The sequence below is a fragment of the Exiguobacterium sp. s56 genome (assembly GCF_018618255.1).
GTDB lineage: Bacteria > Bacillota > Bacilli > Exiguobacteriales > Exiguobacteriaceae > Exiguobacterium > Exiguobacterium chiriqhucha.
In genome coordinates this window covers 122,068-140,954 of the sequence record NZ_JACSLR010000002.1, presented here as the reverse complement: position 1 = coordinate 140,954, position 18,887 = coordinate 122,068, and the positions used below count along the sequence as shown (strand labels likewise).

20 protein-coding genes are annotated in these 18,887 nt (G+C 53.2%); 15 read left to right on the top strand and 5 right to left on the bottom strand.

All coding sequences use genetic code 11. The features are described 5' to 3' along the window. The 6 genes from KNP71_RS03670 to KNP71_RS03645 all read left to right on the top strand — a co-directional run bounded on the left by KNP71_RS03670 (position 1) and on the right by KNP71_RS03645 (position 3,748). On the top strand, positions 1-891 hold the full coding sequence (locus KNP71_RS03670) for a hypothetical protein (RefSeq protein WP_029595291.1): 891 nt from the start codon (positions 1-3) through the stop codon (positions 889-891). A 14-nt stretch (positions 892-905) separates the two neighbouring features. Further along, positions 906-1,298: a DUF4430 domain-containing protein gene (locus KNP71_RS03665; protein ID WP_236355691.1), complete on the top strand. Its 393-nt coding sequence runs from the start codon at positions 906-908 to the stop codon at positions 1,296-1,298. Beyond that, entirely contained in the window at positions 1,276-1,944 is a 669-nt protein-coding gene (locus KNP71_RS03660) for a hypothetical protein (RefSeq protein ID WP_131471244.1), read from the top strand. Before KNP71_RS03665 ends, KNP71_RS03660 begins: the two co-directional genes overlap by 23 nt. Then, positions 1,913-2,872, top strand: coding sequence for an ATP-binding cassette domain-containing protein (locus KNP71_RS03655; protein ID WP_214830027.1), 960 nt, complete (start codon positions 1,913-1,915; stop codon positions 2,870-2,872). The genes KNP71_RS03660 and KNP71_RS03655 overlap by 32 nt, the downstream gene beginning before the upstream one ends. A 17-nt stretch (positions 2,873-2,889) precedes the next feature. Beyond that, positions 2,890-3,393 (top strand): hypothetical protein, encoded by a 504-nt coding sequence (locus tag KNP71_RS03650; protein WP_242678912.1) that lies wholly within the window; start codon positions 2,890-2,892, stop codon positions 3,391-3,393. A gap of 115 nt (positions 3,394-3,508) precedes the next feature. After that, positions 3,509-3,748, top strand: coding sequence for a hypothetical protein (locus tag KNP71_RS03645; protein ID WP_251132738.1), 240 nt, complete (start codon positions 3,509-3,511; stop codon positions 3,746-3,748). Positions 3,749-3,815: 67 nt separating this feature from the next. Here KNP71_RS03645 and KNP71_RS03640 read toward each other — a convergent pair whose 3' ends face one another. Then, positions 3,816-4,610, bottom strand: a complete 795-nt coding sequence (locus KNP71_RS03640) for an SDR family NAD(P)-dependent oxidoreductase (protein WP_242678910.1) — start codon at positions 4,608-4,610, stop codon at positions 3,816-3,818. Between the two features lie 150 nt (positions 4,611-4,760). Here KNP71_RS03640 and KNP71_RS03635 point away from each other — a divergent pair, with 150 nt between their 5' ends. From KNP71_RS03635 to KNP71_RS03625, 3 genes are all read left to right on the top strand, one after another. Next, positions 4,761-5,663, top strand: a complete 903-nt coding sequence (locus tag KNP71_RS03635; protein ID WP_082665705.1) for a peptidase U32 family protein — start codon at positions 4,761-4,763, stop codon at positions 5,661-5,663. Positions 5,664-5,672: 9 nt separating this feature from the next. Continuing rightward, the gene (locus KNP71_RS03630; protein ID WP_051627708.1) at positions 5,673-6,926 is read left to right on the top strand and encodes a peptidase U32 family protein; all 1,254 of its coding nucleotides are present in this window, start codon (positions 5,673-5,675) and stop codon (positions 6,924-6,926) included. Between the two features lie 81 nt (positions 6,927-7,007). Then, complete coding sequence (locus KNP71_RS03625) at positions 7,008-8,390, top strand: MATE family efflux transporter (protein ID WP_214830024.1); 1,383 nt, start codon at positions 7,008-7,010, stop codon at positions 8,388-8,390. On the opposite strand, the gene KNP71_RS03620 is transcribed toward KNP71_RS03625, so the two are convergent. After that, on the bottom strand, positions 8,385-9,254 hold the full coding sequence (locus tag KNP71_RS03620; RefSeq protein WP_029595301.1) for a DMT family transporter: 870 nt from the start codon (positions 9,252-9,254) through the stop codon (positions 8,385-8,387). The genes KNP71_RS03625 and KNP71_RS03620 overlap by 6 nt on opposite strands. A 124-nt stretch (positions 9,255-9,378) precedes the next feature. Here KNP71_RS03620 and KNP71_RS03615 point away from each other — a divergent pair, with 124 nt between their 5' ends. Next, positions 9,379-11,505 carry a DNA topoisomerase III gene (locus KNP71_RS03615; RefSeq protein ID WP_029595302.1) on the top strand — a complete coding sequence of 709 codons (2,127 nt, stop codon included), beginning with the start codon at positions 9,379-9,381 and terminating at the stop codon, positions 11,503-11,505. Between the two features lie 25 nt (positions 11,506-11,530). Here the strand turns inward: KNP71_RS03615 and ytzI are convergent, their stop codons facing one another. Then, positions 11,531-11,698, bottom strand: coding sequence for a YtzI protein (ytzI, locus tag KNP71_RS03610; RefSeq protein ID WP_021067657.1), 168 nt, complete (start codon positions 11,696-11,698; stop codon positions 11,531-11,533). 161 nt (positions 11,699-11,859) lie between these two features. Between ytzI and KNP71_RS03605 the strand changes: the two genes are divergently transcribed. Beyond that, positions 11,860-12,972: a PP2C family protein-serine/threonine phosphatase gene (locus KNP71_RS03605; RefSeq protein WP_021067656.1), complete on the top strand. Its 1,113-nt coding sequence runs from the start codon at positions 11,860-11,862 to the stop codon at positions 12,970-12,972. A gap of 38 nt (positions 12,973-13,010) precedes the next feature. Here KNP71_RS03605 and KNP71_RS03600 read toward each other — a convergent pair whose 3' ends face one another. Then, positions 13,011-13,946 carry a magnesium transporter CorA family protein gene (locus KNP71_RS03600; RefSeq protein ID WP_214830021.1) on the bottom strand — a complete coding sequence of 312 codons (936 nt, stop codon included), beginning with the start codon at positions 13,944-13,946 and terminating at the stop codon, positions 13,011-13,013. Between the two features lie 141 nt (positions 13,947-14,087). On the opposite strand from KNP71_RS03600, the gene KNP71_RS03595 reads away from it, so the two are divergent. Continuing rightward, entirely contained in the window at positions 14,088-14,465 is a 378-nt protein-coding gene (locus KNP71_RS03595) for an Hpt domain-containing protein (protein ID WP_058763867.1), read from the top strand. A 43-nt stretch (positions 14,466-14,508) separates the two neighbouring features. On the opposite strand, the gene KNP71_RS03590 is transcribed toward KNP71_RS03595, so the two are convergent. Continuing rightward, positions 14,509-15,384, bottom strand: coding sequence for a chemotaxis protein CheV (locus KNP71_RS03590; RefSeq protein WP_021067653.1), 876 nt, complete (start codon positions 15,382-15,384; stop codon positions 14,509-14,511). A 227-nt stretch (positions 15,385-15,611) separates the two neighbouring features. On the opposite strand from KNP71_RS03590, the gene KNP71_RS03585 reads away from it, so the two are divergent. The 3 genes from KNP71_RS03585 (at position 15,612) to KNP71_RS03575 (ending at position 18,870) form a co-directional block, all read left to right on the top strand. Continuing rightward, positions 15,612-17,048 (top strand): NADP-dependent glyceraldehyde-3-phosphate dehydrogenase, encoded by a 1,437-nt coding sequence (locus tag KNP71_RS03585; RefSeq protein WP_214830057.1) that lies wholly within the window; start codon positions 15,612-15,614, stop codon positions 17,046-17,048. A 101-nt stretch (positions 17,049-17,149) separates the two neighbouring features. Then, on the top strand, positions 17,150-18,127 hold the full coding sequence (locus KNP71_RS03580) for an MBL fold metallo-hydrolase (protein WP_021067651.1): 978 nt from the start codon (positions 17,150-17,152) through the stop codon (positions 18,125-18,127). Beyond that, positions 18,124-18,870, top strand: a complete 747-nt coding sequence (locus KNP71_RS03575; protein WP_058763865.1) for an SDR family NAD(P)-dependent oxidoreductase — start codon at positions 18,124-18,126, stop codon at positions 18,868-18,870. Before KNP71_RS03580 ends, KNP71_RS03575 begins: the two co-directional genes overlap by 4 nt. The last annotated feature ends 17 nt before the right edge of the window (positions 18,871-18,887 follow it).

The following is an 18,887-nucleotide window of genomic DNA, read 5'->3' as shown; positions in this document are numbered from 1 at the left end:
GTGACAGTACAACTATACGTATGGCTAGGCTTTTTCGTCATCAGTACGTTGCTAGGTTTACGCTTAAATCAACTGAAAGAACCGGAACCAAACTTTCTTATCAAATTTTTATTTTTTTCATTGCTCGGGATTGTTTCATTCCCGATTGGTGGCTTTCATATTCCAATTGGATTCCTGATGTCGTTCTTATTCTTCCCGAAACGCAATAGCCGCTATAAATGGTACGGGGCGCTCGTCGGGTTCTTTTTCTTCATCGTCCTCTTGTTCGTCCCGCTGTTTGATCAATCCGAATTCCGGGCCGAGTCACAACAGATTGGAACGGTGTCGATTCAAGACGAGACGTTTGACGAGATGACAGACAACATTCTGCGCCGGATTAACAGTGAGTCCATTAAACTCGACCGAAGCAAAATGATTTTCAGCGAGGACGGTGAACTCCGTTCGCTCGAATATTTGCTCATGGTCGAACGCGCAAATTCGTATCAACAGATTCGAATCAACTACGACGAATCGGGCGAGCTGACGTATCGTCAAGTCGACGAACTGAATAAGGATTCGGGAAGTGCGTTCTTCGAGAAACTCGTCGACTTTGAACATATGCTCGACGCGATCCGGAAACCGGCCTGGTCTGAATTCACGACCCAAGTCGATGCCCCGTTCCTCCAGTTCTCATTCGATGGGCTGTACGACATGTACACGTTCGAGAATGAGTCGATGCTCATGATCAATCGGGATAATCGCCTCGTCAAGTTCTGGTTGCAACGCGAGCCGGTGCTCGCCAACAGCATTCAATTGTCGGGATTGAGCCAGCAAGGGCGGACGACGGGTGAGAAATACACGATTCTATACAACTACTCTATCCATCAACGAGAGGATTTGACTGATTTATGAAAAATTTGCTTCTGATGAGTTTACTAGTCCCGCTTTTGACCGCATGCGGAGGAGATACGACATCGACCGAGGAAGCGGCTTGTGATGTCGAGCCGACGATTTCTGTTTACAATGCGGCGACCGAAGAGACGCTGTTCAATGAGAAGAGTGTCTGCTTAGAAGAAGGGGCGACGGTACTCGATGCCCTTGAAGCGACCGAGCTTGACATTGAATCGGTCGGCGACGGAGACATGACTTATGTCACGGCCGTTGACGGGATTGAAGAGAAGTCGGCCGGACAATCCTCAGGCTGGGTTTACGCCTTCAATGGTAGCCCGGGCGATGAAGGCGCCGGAGCCAAAGAAGTCGAATCGACCGACATCATTCAATGGCGGTTCGAAGAAGATGCGATTTCTTTCTTCGAATGAGGCAGATTGGGAGCGCAGACATCCGGTCACGCTCCTTTTCTTCTTACTCGTCCATTTGTACGTGTTGACATACTTGAATGACTCGATTTGGCTCCTCCTCGGTCTGTTCGGTTTGTTACTCATGGAACGACGGTTTCCACTGGCGATGCTCGGTGTTATCCTCGCGTTCTTATTGATTTCACTTGCCCCGTTCGTTCTCGGGTGGCGGATTTCGCTCGGTGGTGTCACAAATCAATTGATTCCACTCGCGACTTTTTTGTTCGGTATGATTTGGGTCAATCGATTCATGCGCCTCGAGCGCTTATTGCCGTTCTTGAACAAATGGCCCCGTTCGACAAGGTTGCTGTACGGCGGTTGGGCGCTCGTCCCGACGATGGAACGGGCGGTCCGTTTATCGTTGGCCAGTCATCCGCGACGTGACTGGCAAGAGGCCGTCGTCGTCGGTATCGACAGCCAACGCCTCGAGCCGGTATATGTGACGAATCGGATGAGACGCTTCGAACGACATGACTGGGGCCAATGCCTCGTCCTCGCTAGTTTCGGGGCGACTGCGGCTATGGTCACACCGGTTGTTTGGCTTCTGTATCCATATTTGACGAAGGGAGGGGTGCGCGATGCGTTGGTTATCCTTGGCAGACGGACATGATGAATTCGAGGAGTGGGTGAGGGAAGAACAAGCGCGAGTCGTTCGCCTCGACACTCCGCTTGCTGGGAAAGTCGCAACACTCATTTCTGGGAGTGACGCCCTGCGAGGAGCCGAACTGGCTGCCATTCTTCAAATCGATCATCTATTTCATAAGCGATTCGACGAGTGCTCAAGTGGGGAACGGCAACTCGTCCGAATCGCTCACGCCCTGGCCGATTCATCCGAGGCGATCGTCTTAATCGAGCCGTTTCGACATTTGGATCGGTTTCGGGTCGAGCATTTGACGATGTTGCTCAGCAGGTTGACCGGGCTCGGCGTTCGGATTGCATACACAGACAGGGCGCGCGAACATACCCCATCCGACCCGTTTCACGTCAATCCGACCATGAATCAGCCCCAACTTGTCGTGACGGACGTGTCCTATCGCCATCCGCTGCAGGCTTCCTATGCGGTCGAGCATGTGTCATACGAGGCGAAGCAGGCGGGACTGACCATCTGTATCGGAACGAACGGGAGCGGGAAATCGACGTTGCTCGAATTGATTGCCAAAAGCGTGCGTCCCTTGTATGGGAAGGTCAAATGGGCCGAGCGGCCGGTTTATTTACCGGCCGAGCAAGAGTACGGCCCGTTCCCGCATGCGGCGAATCGTCGCGTCGCTCAACTGCAGGCCGTCTTCGATTCCGAAGCTTCGCTGTTCTTGTTGGATGAGCCAAGCGTGGGCTTGACCGAGCAAGAGCGCTCTCAGTTTGAACGAGCGTTAACCGAGAAAGCCATGACGGCACATGTTTTGTGTGCGACGCATGATGAGCAACTGATTCAGGCGGCAGACCGCATCCTTTGCCTGTCGAACGGTACGATTGTTTTCGATGGCGATTTAGCCGAGTATAGGAAACGGAGTGCGCTATGGTCACATACGTCCTCATCCTAATCATTGCGGCGGGGATCATGTCAAGATTTGAGCGGACGGACATCCCGATTGCCGTTCTGACACAGATTCTCGCGCTTGCCGTCATCGGGCGCTGGTTATTCGTGGCCATCCCGAACGTGCAACCGTCGACGGCGTTGCTCATGTTGACGGCCTTGTATTTCGGGTTCACGAGCGCCGCGATGCTGGCGTTGTTCGTCCCGATTTTATCGGGACTGTTGCTCGGACTCGGTCCGTTCGTCTTGTTTCAATTTTTAGGATGGCTTCTCGTCGTACTCGTCGTCATTTTACTTAAACCACTGCTTCGTCACTCGCGGTGGCTCCTAGCTTTCGTAGGTCTGGGGGCCGGTTTTCTCTTCGGCTGGACGGCCAATCTTTCGTTCGCGGAGGTCATCGGGGCCGACTTCGTCAAACTGCTCGTGCTCAGTCTACCGTTCGATGTGGCCCACGGCATCGGGAACGCCGTCTTCCTCGTCTTGTTGCATGACTTGTTCGTTCGCATATTTGTGCGGGAAGACGGGTAACAAGTAGGTATCACACGAGTGAGGTGACACGTGCATGAGCGGATACGTCAATCTGGTTGAAATCGGTTGGTTTCTTTTCATCGGACTGCTGTTTATGGGGCTCAATCTGTTTTTGATGTCACGTCGGCTGCTACGGACGCGCTACGGGATGCTCAGTATCCTCGGGGCCAGCGTTTGGCCGGCACTCATGATCGTCTTGTCCGTTCAAGGTGGAAGCGTCCTCGGCGGGCTGACGGAACGGGCGCTCACCCTCGAAAGCACCTTGGCTTGGTCGGTCGTGGTGGCGACGACACTGATGGTGTGTATTCCAGGCATAACACTCATCCGGCGCATGATTCAGTTGGCGCGGTCATAATCAAATCACATAAAGCAGGAGGAAGTCCCCCGGGGGACCTCCTCCTTTTTTAACGTGCATACATGGGTTAAATCGTCGAGACGTCTTCCGATCCAGCATCTGATGGTTTTTGGAAGCGGCGCAAAATCTCAAGGCTGACTGCGCGTGGCATGAGCTTGGCCGCGGCGACAAGCAGTTGGTTCGACACACCCGGCACGATGACGCGTTTGTTGGTCATGACGCCTTTATAGCCGAAGAAAGCGACGAGATGAGACGGCATTTTTGACACCATCATCTCGCTGCCGGCCCGATTGAAGAATCCGGTATCGGTTGGACCTGGACAGAGGACACTCACGTGCACGCCTGTTCCTTTCACTTCGGCATGGAGCGCCTCGGTGAGCGATAACACGTAGGCCTTCGTCGCGTAGTAGACCGCCATATACGGACCAGGTTGGAAGGCGGCGACCGATGCGACGTTCAACACATAGCCATGATTCCGTTCCACCATGCCCGGCAAATAAGCTTTCGTCAATTCGGTCAAGGCGTTGACGTTCAAACGGACCTCTTCGGCCTCGGTCTCGGCATCGAGCTCGATAAACTCGCCGGCCGTTCCGAAACCGGCATTGTTGATTAAAAAGTCGACCGTCAGTCTGGCATCGGCGATTGCACTCGTCAATCGTTTTACGGCTTGGTGTTCAGACAAGTCGAGGGCGAAGACGTGTACGCTGACACGGTAACGTTTCTCGAGTACTTTTTTTAATTCGTGCAACCGCGGCTCGTTGCGAGACACGAGGATACAATCAAATCCATCCCGGGCCGCTAACACGGCAAGATCGAGTCCGATTCCTGTCGAGGCTCCAGTAATTAAGGCTGTTTTTGTCAAAATCGTCCACTCCTTCGATATAAAAAGTCATACATTGTTACTGATTTCTTCACGAGTTGTTAAATTCCTGCTCGGCCGCGACGTCAAAACGTATGCTAGAGTATAGCAAGAATATGTGATTAGACTCACAAAGTGAGGAGAAGAAACCAAATGATGATACAGCTAGTGACTACAGCACAGGGCGTCGAGCAAGCAGAAGCGCTGATTATGGCGGGCTCTGACCGCATCTATATCGGAGAAGCAACATACGGGTTACGCCATAAGGGAGACTGGTCGTTGGAGGCTGTGCGAGAAGTCACAGCGATTGCCCACCGTTATGGCAAAGAAGTGACCGTCGCCGTCAATAATTTGATGCACAATCATCAGATTGAGACGCTGCCTGACTATTTATCGGCTTTAAAAACAATCGGGGTTGACAGTGTGACGGCCGGTGACCCGGGCGCCATCCGCTTAATCCGTAATGCAAATATCCCCTATTGGTATGATGCTCAAACGCTCGTCACGTCGGCCCGACACATTCAATTTTGGGGCAAACGCGATGCAATCGGGGCAATCGCGGCCCGTGAAGTGACGTTGACTGAACTCGGGCTGATTCAACAGCAAATCGGATTGCCGGTCGAAGTCCAAGTGTACGGACCGACGTGTATCCATCATTCGAAACGTCCGCTCTTGACGAACTACTTCAATGAGATTGGCCGATCGAACACGTTGGCAAAAGCACGCGAATACTATGTGAGCGAACCATCGGATGCGGACAGCCGCTATCCGGTGTATGAAGACGAAAACGGGACGCATGTGTTCTCTGAGGATTTGACGCTTATGGGACAACTGCCCACTTTAATAACAGGCGGCCTACACACGTGGAAGCTCGAGGGTTGGCACGCGGGTGATGCATTCGTTGATATCGTCCGCTTGTTCGATAAGGCCCGCTCAGATTTATTGAACGGTCGATTCGACCGTCTCGTCATGGAACGGCGTCTCGCCGAACTGCAGCCGGAACAATTCCGGCTCGGGACGGGACTATTGTTACGAAATCCAGAAGAGATCAAGTGAGGGATTGAGATGAAAAAACGTCCAGAATTATTAGCACCGGCCGGCAACTTAGAAAAATTGAAGATGGCGATTTTGTATGGGGCCGATGCGGTCTTTATCGGGGGACAACAGTTCGGACTCCGCTCTCGGGCCGGCAATTTTGGGTATGACGAGATGGCCGAAGGCGTCGCGTTCGCCCATGCGCGCGGGGCAAAAGTGTATGTCGCCGCGAATATGGTGACCCATGAAGGCGATATCGATGGCGCGGGCGAGTTCTTTTGCAAGCTTCGCGATATCGGCATTGATGCTGTCATCGTGTCCGACCCGGCCATGATTGAGGTATGCCTCACGGATGCGCCGGGACTTCCGGTCCATTTGTCGACGCAGGCGTCAGCGACGAACTATGAGACGCTCCGCTTTTGGCAAGAGGAAGGATTGGAGCGAATCGTTCTCGCCCGCGAAGTATCGATGGAAGAAATCAAAGAGATGAAACGGCAAGTCGATGTCGAAATCGAGACGTTCGTCCATGGGGCGATGTGCATCTCGTACTCGGGCCGTTGCACCTTATCAAACCATATGGCGCTCCGCGATGCGAACCGGGGTGGCTGTGCCCAATCGTGCCGTTGGAAGTACGGATTCTTTGAGGCGGACGAACTGTTGACTGACGAGATGGCAGCACGTGACGAGGAACCGTTCTCGATGAGCTCGGTCGACTTGGCGATGGTACGTCACATTCCGGACTTGGTCGACGCTGGCGTCGACAGCTTGAAAATTGAGGGACGGATGAAATCGATTCACTATGTGGCGACCGTTTGTAACGTCTATCGTCAAGTCATCGACGCGTACTGTGACGACCCTGAGGGCTTCGAGTTTAATCCGGCGTGGGAAGAAGAAATCTGGAAAGCGGCACAACGAGAACTCGCGACCGGATTCTATTACGGCGTCCCGACCGAGAACGAGCAACTGTTCGGTAAGCCGCGCGCCATCCCGCAATATGCATTCGCGGCACGCGTCATCGCGTATGAACCGACGACAAAAATAGCGACACTCGAGCAACGGAACCATTTTCGACGCGGGGAAGAAGTCGAGTTCTTCGGTCCCGGCTTCGTCCGTTTCTCGCAGCGTATCGATGAGCTGTACGATGAGTCGGGAGAAAGCCTCGAGACGGCGAACCAGGCGATGATGACGGTACGTGTCAAGGTCGAGCAACCGGTCGCGACCGATTTCATCATGCGCAAGCGAAAAGCCGGCGTCGTGAACACACCTGTGCCGAGCCCGGTCTGACACATCCGGCAAGACAACATAGTCGACCGTTCCATCCAATCTTGCTAACCTGTTAACATAGACGACAAAGGGGATGGAAGCATGAATCAGAATACGGAGCAGCTCCGGACCGATCCAATCGGACGCCTGCTGTTCAAACTGTCGCTACCGGCAATGATCGGGATGCTGGTGACGGCACTGTACAACATCATTGATACAATCTTCGTCGCCCGTGGCATTGGGTCGACTGCCGTGGCTGCCATCGGGATCGCCTTTCCGATTCAAATGATTCTTATGGCCGTCTCGAGCGCTGTCGGGTTGGGCGGGGCATCCATCAGTTCAAGGAAACTCGGCAAAGGCGACGATGCCGGTGCCGCCGTCACGTTTTTGAACGTGCTCGTCCTCGTCGGTGTGTTCGCCGCTTTTGCGGTCAGTTCCGCCTTTTTCATGTTGGATGACATCTTGAAAGTGTTCGGAGCGACGTCGGCCATCATGGAACTGAGCCGACAATACTTATCGGTCGTGCTCATCAGCTCTCCGTTCTTCATGTTCACACTCGCGGCGAGCGCGATGGTACGGGCTGAAGGACAGGCGCCTTATCAGATGAAAGTGATGCTCACGACTGTCGTCGTCAACTTGGTGACGACGCCGCTATTCATCTTCACGTTCGGCTGGGGCATTTACGGGGCGGCTTGGTCGACGGCGCTCGCTCAAGTCGTCGGGTCTGTGCTCATGCTCCGTTTCTTCTTCTCAAAAAATCGCCGCACCGATCTCGATTTCCAATGGCGGAAGTTTCGATTACGGTTCGGCGAATTGAAGGAGATTATGGCGATCGGCTCATCTTCGTTCATCATGATGGTGTCCCAGTCGATTTTATTCGTCGGGGTCAACGTCATGCTCGGAACGTACGGTGGGACCGAGGAACTTGCCATCTTTGCGATTATCAATAAATTCATGGCGCTCGTCGGGATGCCGATTATGGGCATTGTCCAAGGCATGCAGCCGATTGTCGGTTACAATTTCGGCGCCAAACAATTCGACCGGATGAGGGAAACGATTTGGACGGCAATGCGGGCTGGAATTGCCATCGCCGTCATCATCTGGTTGACGCTCCAGTTGATTCCGGAACAACTGATGCGCATGTTCACAACCGACGCCAACTTGATTGCCGGCGGCGTGACGGCGATTCATGTGTTGTTCGCCGTCTCGTTCCTCCTGAGCGTCCAAATGCTCGTCAACGGCATCTATCAATCGCTCGGGAAGGCTCGGGTCGCGATGTTCTTGTCGCTGTCGCGGCAGACGCTCTATACGATTCCACTCGTCTTCATCCTGCCGAACTTCTTCGGCGTGTTCGGTGTCTGGCTCGCGTTCCCAATCGCTGATGCGATGACCTTCCTGACAGCGGTCGGGATGGCTGTTTGGGATCGCAAGCTCTTATTCCGCCCGTCAGAAGACGAAATCGAAGCGAAAGCAACCAATTTATGAAGCGACGTCCGTTCTTGTGGAACGGGCGTCTTCTTTTAGGAACAAGTAAATTCCGCCGAGCAGGACGGCCGCACCGACCCATTGCATCACGCCGAGACGCTCGTCGAAGAAGACGAACCCGAACAGCATGCCCCATAATGCCTCGCCAAGGATGGTGATGCTGACAACGGTCGCACTGACACGGGCGAGCGCATAGTTGAACAAGTTATGTCCTAAAATCGTCGGGAAGAAGGCGAGGGCGAGGAAATACCACCAGTTGACCGATTCGAACGCGGTGAACGTCGTCCCCCGGACGAGAAGCATGAAACAGAGGACGACCGCTGCTACGAGATAGACGCTGAACGAGTATGTATTCGTGTTCATTTCGGTCCGGACGTGTTGGCCGACGAGCCAATAGCCCGCGATGAGCAGAGCGGCGATTAAAGCGAGCAAGTCCCCGAACAGCGCTTCACGTCCGAGTTGAATGTCGCCTGCCGCGACAAGCATACCTCCGAAGACGGCGATGAGCGCGAAGGCTAACCCTTTCCGGGTCGGATTCTTTTTAAAAATCAAGGCGTTCCCGATTAAGACAAAAATCGGGCTCGAAGTGACGAACAGCGTCGAGCTGGCGACGGTTGTATAATCGAGCGATAAAAACCAGAGCCAAAAATGGAACGCGAGCAACGTCCCGCTGAGGAGCAAGGCATATCGCGTCATGAGTCGTGTCCCGAGGAGCGACTTGAAATCGACGAAGGGCAACAACATCAGGCACGTGATCAGCATACGGTAAAACGCGGCCGTCTCGGCCGGTGCGGACGTCCATTTGACGAACAAGACGCTCGTCGATAAGAAGAAGACGGCGGCGAATAAGATAAGATAAGACAAGAGACATCCCCCTTTATGTTGTACATACTCTTCTAATGATATTATAGAATAGATAAGAAAATACATTCTTTCTCGAAAGTGTCGTTCCGACGAGATTTCGGATGACTGTGAAAGTAGGGATCCTATGAGATTAATTATTGCGGAGAAACCGTCGCAGGCCCAAAAACTGGCTGCGCCGTATCCATCAAAAAAGAAAAAAGACGAGATTGAGATCGCTTCATGTGCCCGGTTCCCAGAAGGCGCCATCGTCGTCTGGGCGGTCGGTCACTTATGCGAGCTGCAAGAACCGTCCCATTATAAGCCGGAATGGAAGTCTTGGAAATATGAGTCGCTCCCAATCGTGCCGGACCGATTCGACTATCGCATCTCGAAAGGCAAGTCGAAACCGTTCCAGACGATTAAGAAATGGTTGCACGACCGGTCCATCACCGACGTCATCATCGCATCCGATGCCGAGCGGGAAGGAGAAGCCATCGTCCGTCTCATTTTACGGCTCGCCGGCAATCAAAAACCTTTGTCGCGCCTATGGATCTCGAGTTTGACCGAGCAGGCGGTCGACCGTGGTTTCGCCGCACTGCTACCAGGCGACCAGACGGTCCCGTACTATCACGAAGCAATGAGTCGCGCCTGTGCCGACTGGCTCGTCGGCATGAACGCATCAAGAGCGTATACAACGCTGTTGAAGACGATCGGCATCGAGGACGTGTTTTCGCTAGGCCGTGTCCAGACTCCGACGCTCGCTTTGATTGTCAATCGCGAACGTGAGATTAAACAGTTCGTCCCAGAGCCGTATTTTGAGGTCGAGGCGACGCTTCAAAAAGGACGCGGCACGTTCAAAGCGAAATACACGCTCGGTAAGACGACGAAACTAAAGACTCGCGAACAAGCCGACGCGGTCGTCAACCGGGCGACCGGGACGGCGATTGTCCGTTCGATTGACAAAGAGGACAAGACGGAATACCCGCCGTTTTGGTTCAGTTTATCGGGTTTGCAGGCCGAAGCCGGCAAGCGGTTCGGCTTCGGGGCGAAGAAGACGCTCGACATCGCTCAAAAGCTATATACGAAAGGATGGATCAGTTATCCTCGGACTGACTCAAGTTTCGTCACACCTGACGAGGCGACGTTGTTCCCACAGACGAAAGCAAGGCTATTGAAGTCGGCGGCCTATGCCGAGTTGAAAGACGTGTTGACCGAGAACCCGTCCCGGAACAGCCGCTACGTCAACGCGAAAAAGGTCAGTGATCACTATGCGATCATCCCGACCGAGGCGTGTGGCGATGTGGCCCGACTTAGCGGGGATGAGGCAAAACTATACGATTTGATTAACCGTCGCTTTCTTGCGGCGTTCGCCCCTCCGGCCAAGCTTGAGAAAACGACGGTCGACCTCATGGACGGCGACGACCTGTACCGTGCAAAAGGGACGGTCGTCGTCAGTGCCGGCTATCGTCAAGTCGTCGAGATGAAGTCCAAAGACGTCGAACTCCCGGCGCTCACACTCGGGGAGCCGTTGACGGAAAAGAAAGTCGAAGTATTATCGAAACAAACGGAGCCACCGAAACGGTATACAGAAGGCGCGCTCATCATGGCGATGAAGGTGGCCGGTAAGCAGCTCGATGATGAAGAACTGATTCATATCATGAAAGAAGTCGAAGGGCTTGGAACCGAGGCGACACGAGCCAATATTATCGACGGATTGAAGAAGCGGGGCTATGTCGACCTACAAAAGAAAGAACTCGTCCCGACCGATAAAGGGCGCTTGTTGATTGACGTGCTCGGTGACAGTATCCTTGCTTCACCGGCCATGACGGCCAAATGGGAGAAACGTCTCAACGAAATCGGGCAGGCATCGGCTTCGGCCGCCGAATTTATCGACCAGGCGAAAAAGATGTCGATTCATCTCGTCGAAGAGGCGAAAGCGCGAGTCGAGACGGCGAACCCGGAAGGCTATACGATTGAAGCCCGACGTTTCGGGAAGAAGTCGGCGGCGCGGCCGAAAGCATCGTTCGGCGTCTGCCCGAGCTGTGGCAAGGGACTCGTCGAGCATGCGAAATTCATCGGTTGTAGCGGCTTTCGCGAAGGTTGCAAGTTTACGATGTCGAAACAAGTACTCGGCGTCGGAATTGCCAAAGATGAACTGAAACAGATGATTAACGGCGGGCAATCGAACGTGCACACGTTCAAAAAAGGGGACAAGACGTTCGATGCCGCGCTCTACCTTGAAAAAGGGGCACTTCGATTCGAATTTAAATAAAAAATAGAGCCATCCGCCGATGGCTCTATTTTTTCTGCTGTTCTTCTTCAGTGATGCGGCGATTGATTTCATCGTAATCGAGCACGATGTCGTCCTTGTTGTCTTTATAGGCATATCCTTTTTGAATGACAACGATTGACGCGATTAAGACGAGCAAAATAATCAAACCGCTCACAGCGAATATCCATCCCATGCGGCATTCCTCGCTTTCGTACTTCCAGTATGCCAAAAACGAACGAGATTCTCCATCTTTGAACCACTTCGAACTGTCACAGCATTGAAATACCTAATGAAGCGATTAGATATGATACAATAATATGCAGAAGAACACTGACAGAGAAAGTAGGGATGACTATGGCGATTTTGATTGTGGACGACGAACCGGTCAATACGATGGTTCTCGAACAATTATTGCATCAACATGATTATGAGACGATTTCAGTCTCGAGTGGTGAAGATGCGCTCGCGCTCCTGATGGACCCGCAAGCCCCGTCGCTATACGACCTTGTCCTGCTTGATGTCGAGATGCCAGGAATCTCTGGAATCGAGACGTGCAAACGGATTCGACAGATGAGCGGCTATGAGGAACTTCCCGTGATTATGGTCTCGGGTCGCACCGAGGAAAAGCAAATCGCGGAAGGTCTCGACGCTGAAGCGTCCGACTATACGACGAAACCGATTAAAATCACGGAACTGCTCGCGCGCATCCGCTCCGCACTCCGTTACAAAGCGGCCGTCGATGAACGCAAAAAATATGAGGCGCGGCTCCAATATGACCTCGATCTCGCGCAAAAGATTCAACAGAGCGCGTTGACCCCGCCCATCAGCAACGATGAGATTGACGTCCGGGCCCTCTATTTGCCGTCTAAAAAACTGGCCGGGGATATGTATGCCTGGTTCCAGGTCGCACCGGATCGCTATGGGGTCATCATCTTCGACGTGATGGGGCATGGTGTCTCGTCGGCGTTGATTACGATGGGGATTCGGTCGATTTTGCCCGGTCTCGTCAGCAACGTCCAATACCCGGTCGATGTGATGAGTGAGTTGAACCGTCAGATGACGTTCTTGTTCTCGGGAGAGGACATGCAGAGCTATTTCACGGCCGTCTATTGTTATATCGACACGACGAAGCGTCAAATCGAGTACGTCAACGCCGGTCATCCGCCGGTCATCGTGACGTCGGACTCGGGTGTGACCCGTCTCGAGACGACCGGTGTCCCGGTCGGCATGTTCGAGGAGCCGAATTTTGAGTCGAAGGTCATCGACATCGAACCGGGGATGACGATGCATATGTATACAGATGGATTGATGGAATGTTACAGCAAAGACATCGACGACGGCATCCGCTGGCTCGAGAAGGACGTCGCGTCATACGGGCTTGACTACGCGCGTCACGTCGCCGAACAACTCGTCCCTAAAATCGAGATCGACGATGACTTGTGTCTCGTCACGGTCAAATTGATGTAAAAAGATGGTGTCGCCGCAACGGGCAACACCATCTTTTTTTAGAAATATCGCTTGCGCCACAAAATGTAAAAGGCGAGGCTTGAGAAACCGATCATTATCGTAATGGCGAACACAAAGCCGATTGGTTGTCCTTCCCACGGCACTTGGACGTTCATCCCGAATATTCCAGAGATCATCGTCGGAATACTAAGTACGATCGTGATCGAGGCCAAGAACTTCATGACGAAGTTGACGTTGTTCGAGATAATCGAACCGAAGGCGTCCATCTTGATGCTGATGATATCGTTATAAATCGACGCCATCTCCATCGCCTGACGGTGCTCGACGAACACGTCTTCGAGCAACTCCTCGTCTTCCTCGTGCTTCTCGAGACTCGGTGTCTTGACGATGCGGTCGAGGACGCTGTCGTTCGCTTTGAGCGACGTCATGAAGTAGACGAGCGACTTCTGTAAGTTCATCAATTGAAAGATTTCCTGATTTCGCATCGAACGTTGCAACTCTTGCTCGAGCTCGTCCATGCGCCGATCGATTTGGCGAAGGAAGCGCAAGTACGTCATGCTGACTCGGTGCAAAATCTGAAAGACGAACCGGCTCCGGTAGTTCGTCCGGAACAAACGGGCTTTTCCGTTGGCGAACAAATTGAGCACGTCGAGGTCACGCGAACAGACGGTGATGAAGTGTCGTCCCGTGACGATAATCCCAAGTGGAATCGTATTATAGGCGCGTCCTGTGTCGTCTTCTTCCACATATGGGACGTCAATGATCATGAGGAGGCCCTCATCATCTTTTTCAAATCGTGGTTTTTCTTCAATATCAAGCGGGTCGTAGACGAAATCTTCAGGAATGCCGGAGGCGGCGATGACTTGATCGGCCTCATCTTTCGTCGGATTGACGAGTTGAATCCAGCTCCCTTTGTCAAAGTCTTCGATTTCGTCGACACGCCCAGATGCGTCGGTACGGTAAATCGTTAGCATAATGTTCCTCCTACCTTAGCTCAACCTAATTATAGGTAGGCGAATGGGAGAGTGCAATCGGAAAAGGAGGAGTTTTTTTGTTTTTTCTCGAAAACATGCTACAGTGGGTAGGAATGTTAGTAGGATTGAAGCAAAGGAGGGATGGAGTTGTCACAAACGCCCCATAATGCTCTGTTTAACGAAGAAAAGTTGGCGGAGCTCCATCAAATCGCTAGCGGAAATAAAGATTTCTTAAAAAAGATTGCCGAGACATATATCCGCCAATTCGAGGCGAAATTCCCGGAATTGAGACGCATGGTGCTGGAACGAAACCATGAACAAATCGAACAGCTCGCCCACTTGTTGAAAGGGGCCTCCTATTCTGTCGGCCTCGACGAGACGGCCGCCCGGTTCCAACAGCTCGAAGTGGCTGGAGAGACGAACGAGACCGAAAACCTTGAACCGATTCTCGACGACATCGAAGCCGATATGCGTCGCTTCGACCAAGAATGGGAAGCGCGCTTGAATGCATTATCATAAATAAAACGGGATTTCGCCGCAAGGCGAAGTCCCGTTTTTCGGATTAGGCTAAAAATTCGTCGAGTGTGGCAATCAACATGCCAATCTCTGGCTTCGTGATTTGGGCGTTCGCCCCGACCGCGTCGCCTTTATGTTTCAAGTCGTCCGAGATGAGCGAAGAGAAGATGATAATCGGCAGGTCGGCGAAACGATCCATCTCACGGAGTCGTTTCGTCAAATGCAAGCCGTCCATTTGCGGCATCTCGATATCGGTGATCAGCAAGTCACAATGGACGTCGCTCTGTTCGAACGCATCGAGCGCTTCCTTCCCGTTATTGAAAATCGTCGTGTTGAAATAGCCGGCGTCATCGAGCGTATCGATGATGAGCGTCCGCAACATCTCCGAGTCTTCCGCGATCCAGACGTGTTTGTTCGAGCGCTCCCGGGCACCGAGTCGTTTGACCGATTCACGGGCCATGATGTCTTTACGGGACAGTTCGAGGGCGATGCGCTCGTAGTCAAGAAGGATAATCATCTGGTCGCCTGTCTTGACGACCCCGTTCGTGATTCCTTGCATGCCGCGTGCGAGATCAGACGGCGTGTCGATCTGTTCCCAAGAGATACGCTTAATCTCTGTCACTTGATCGACGCGGAGCACCGATTTCTCTCCGTTAAACTCACAGACGATCAAGCGATCGTTGTCTCCGACGTCACGCGGATGTCCGATGACCATCGGTAAATCGATGACCGTCATGACCTCACCACGGAGCTCAATCAATCCCATGATTGCTTCCGGAGTGCCCGGGAGCGGAGTGAGGGGAAGCATCGTGATGATCTCACGTACCTTCATGACGTTAATCCCGAAAATGAACGGGCCTGACTGGAAAATGACGATCTCTAATTCGTTCGTGCCTGCCTCAAGTAAAATATTATGATCCATGCTCACTGGTGGTCCCTCCTAGTTCACGTACTCTCATCTCTTCTATCGGTCGATTTGATGAACATCTTCAGTTGAAAGTGGCAAAGTCGAGGCGGAATTGACAAAAAATTGACGAGTAACCGTTTACATTACATAAACTGAATCTTTATAGTTGTTCAACCGATTTGATTTTGCATACAATGGGGGTGGCAACGAGATATCAAAGCTTACTCAGGAGGCAGATAGAGATTATGAGTATGAACACGTATCCATATTTAATTAATGGACAATGGCAGGAATCGACAACGAAGGAAACAATCGAACTCGTTTCACCTTATACAGATGAAGTCGTCGGGCACGTCCAGGCGATGTCTCGCGACGAAGTCGACGAGGCGATTCACGGCGCGAAAAGCGCACAACAGGAATGGGCGGCGCTTCCGGTCAACAAGCGTGCCGAACTGTTGTACGCTTGGGCGGACAAACTCGAAGAACGCGTTGATGAGATCGGTCAAATCATCATGCGCGAAGTCGGCAAGAACTTGAGCGACGCGAAGAAAGAAGTCGTCCGGACGGCGGAAATCATCCGCTATACGGCCGAAGAAGGTCTTCGCTTCACGGGCGGGTTCATGCAAGGGGACTCATTCCCTGGCGGTTCGAAGAACAAGATGGCAATCATCAAGAAAGAAGCTCTCGGTGTCGTCCTCGCGATTTCACCATTCAACTACCCGGTCAACTTGGCAGCAGCCAAAATCGCACCGGCGCTCATCACAGGTAACGCGGTCGTCTTCAAACCGGCGACACAAGGTGCCATCAGTGGTGTGAAGATGATCGAGGCACTCCAAGATGCAGGTCTTCCAAGCGGTCTCTTGAACCTCGTCACAGGGCGCGGGTCGGTCATCGGTGACTACTTGACGTCACACCCTGGCATCGACATGATCACGTTCACGGGCGGTACCGGGACAGGTCAACACTTGTCGCAACAAGCATCGATGGTACCTGTCGTGCTCGAACTTGGCGGGAAAGATCCGGCGCTTGTCCTCGAAGACGCAGACCTCACGCTCGCGGCTGATCAAATCGTCAGCGGGGCGTTCTCGTATTCAGGACAACGCTGTACGGCGATTAAGCGCGTATTCGTGCTCGAGCACCAAGCAGACGAACTCGTCGGCATGTTGAAAGAGCGTGTCGAGAAGCTCACGGTCGGGTCACCGGTCGATAACAGCTTCATCGTCCCACTCATCGACAAGAAGTCGGCGGATTACGTCCAAGGCTTGATTGACGATGCCGTCAACAAGCAAGCGACGGTCGTCCACGGAAACGAGCGCGACGGCAACCTCTTGCACCCGACGCTCCTCGACCACGTCACACGTGAAATGCGTGTCGCTTGGGAAGAGCCGTTCGGACCAGTTTTGCCGATTATCCGCGTCAACTCGCTTGACGAGATGATTGAACTCACGAACGAGTCTGAGTTCGGTCTTCAAGCGAGTGTGTTCACGCAAAACGTGAACAGCGCCTTCACGGTCGCCGACAAGCTTGACGTCGGTACGGTCCAAGTGAACGGCCGCACGGAACGTGGCCCAGACCACTTCCCGTTCATCGGCGTGAAACAGTCAGGCCTCGGTGTTCAAGGGATTGGACGCAGCCTCGAGACGATGACACGAGATAAAGTCACAGTCATCAACCTATAAGACATCGGAGAGGAGAAATCCTCTCCTTTTTTTGTGTGATTGAAATCCATTCTTATCGACAGGTATAATGAGTGAAGATAGGTGGAAGGGGTTGTGGGGACGTGGCGAACTGGATTTCAAGCCAACTGGCAAGACTCGATATACCGACGCCGTTCGAGGTCGGCAACGTAAACGTTTATGTCGTCGAACACATGAACCGTTTCTTTATGGTCGATTGCGGACCGGATACGGAAGAGGCGTGGACCTCATTGACGACACAACTGGCCGAGCTCGAGTTGACGCTCGCGGATATTGATTTTTTATTTTTGACGCACCATCATGCCGACCATGCGGGTCAGGCGTGGCGTCTGCGTGACGCCTCGATTCCCGTCTACGGACATGAGAAGCTCGTTCGCTATTTAGAACAGACACCGAACTTCATCAAACGGGGCAACCAGTTTTTGCACGATCTGGCGCACTGGTTCGGGACCCCGGAGACGATTGTGAACAAATTGCCCGATTATCGGGAGGCGCTGCGCTGGATCGGTCCGACGACTGTGACGATGACATTCGAGGATGGACAGGACGTGACGAGCGACGGGGCGTGGAAGACGATCCATCTGCCTGGGCATGCGAGTGACCAGCTCGGACTGCTCGGCCCAGGTGGCGTGTTAATCGCGGGCGACCATTTAATCGATGCGGTCGAACCGAACCCGCTCATCGAGCAGCCGTACGAAGAGGAAGGGTTCGCTTCGCCGGTCGTCCTGTATCTTGATTCGCTGCGGAAACTGCAGTCGGTCGACTTGAAGCTCGTCGTGAGCGGGCATGGGGAACCGATTCACAAACCGCGTCCATTGATTGAGGCCCGTATCAGTCAGCGCTATGAGCGAAGTGAACTGCTCCTGAACGACTGGGTGGACGGCTTGAGCGTTTTCGATTGGTCGATGCGCCTGTATGGACGCAAGATGCGGCGGGCGATGCCGCTCGTCTTCAGTGAGGTGTTCGCCCGGTTGACGTTGCTCGAGGAACGTGGGCGCGTCGTCAAACAGTTGACGGATGGAAAATGGATTTATGTGAGAGTGGAGGACATCGTAGAATGAGACATATTGTCATCACGGGTGCGTCGAGCGGCTTTGGGGCCGCGCTGGCGCATTCTTTTTATGAGTCGGGTGCCCGATTGACGTTGATTGCACGGAACGAGGAGCGGTTGCGCGAACTCGGACAGAAGTTATCGGCCGATTGGATGGTGGCCGACGTCTGTACCGACTATGACACGCTCGTGGCCCAAGTCGAACGTACATATGGAGCAATCGACGTCTGGGTGAACAATGCCGGAATCGGCGAGTTCGACCGGGTCGTCGATCAAACGACCGACGTCATCGAGGAGACGATGCGCTTGAACGCGATCGCACCGATGTTGCTCGCGCGTGATTGTGCGCGAACGATGCGCCGTGGCAGTACGATCATCAACGTCTGCTCGCAAGCGGCAAAAGTCCCGACCCCAAAATCGGCCGTCTATGCCGGATCGAAAGCGGCGCTGCTCCAGTTCTCGAACGCGCTCCGGTTGGAACTGAAGCCGGCTGGGATTCATGTATTGACCGTCAACCCGGGACCGATTGCGACGCCGTTTTTTCTCCGGGCCGACAAGAGTGGACGTTACGAAGCGAGTGTGAAATCGATTATGCTCGATCCCGATCGTCTCGCGAAACGCGTCGTCGCAGCATGTGAGGCGTCGAAACGTGAAGTGAACGCCCCGTGGTGGATGGAACTTGGCGCGAAACTGTACGCAATGTGCCCGGTCATGTTCGAACGGCTCGCAAAACGGGGATTTGACAGAAAGTAAATGCGTCAACATAGAGA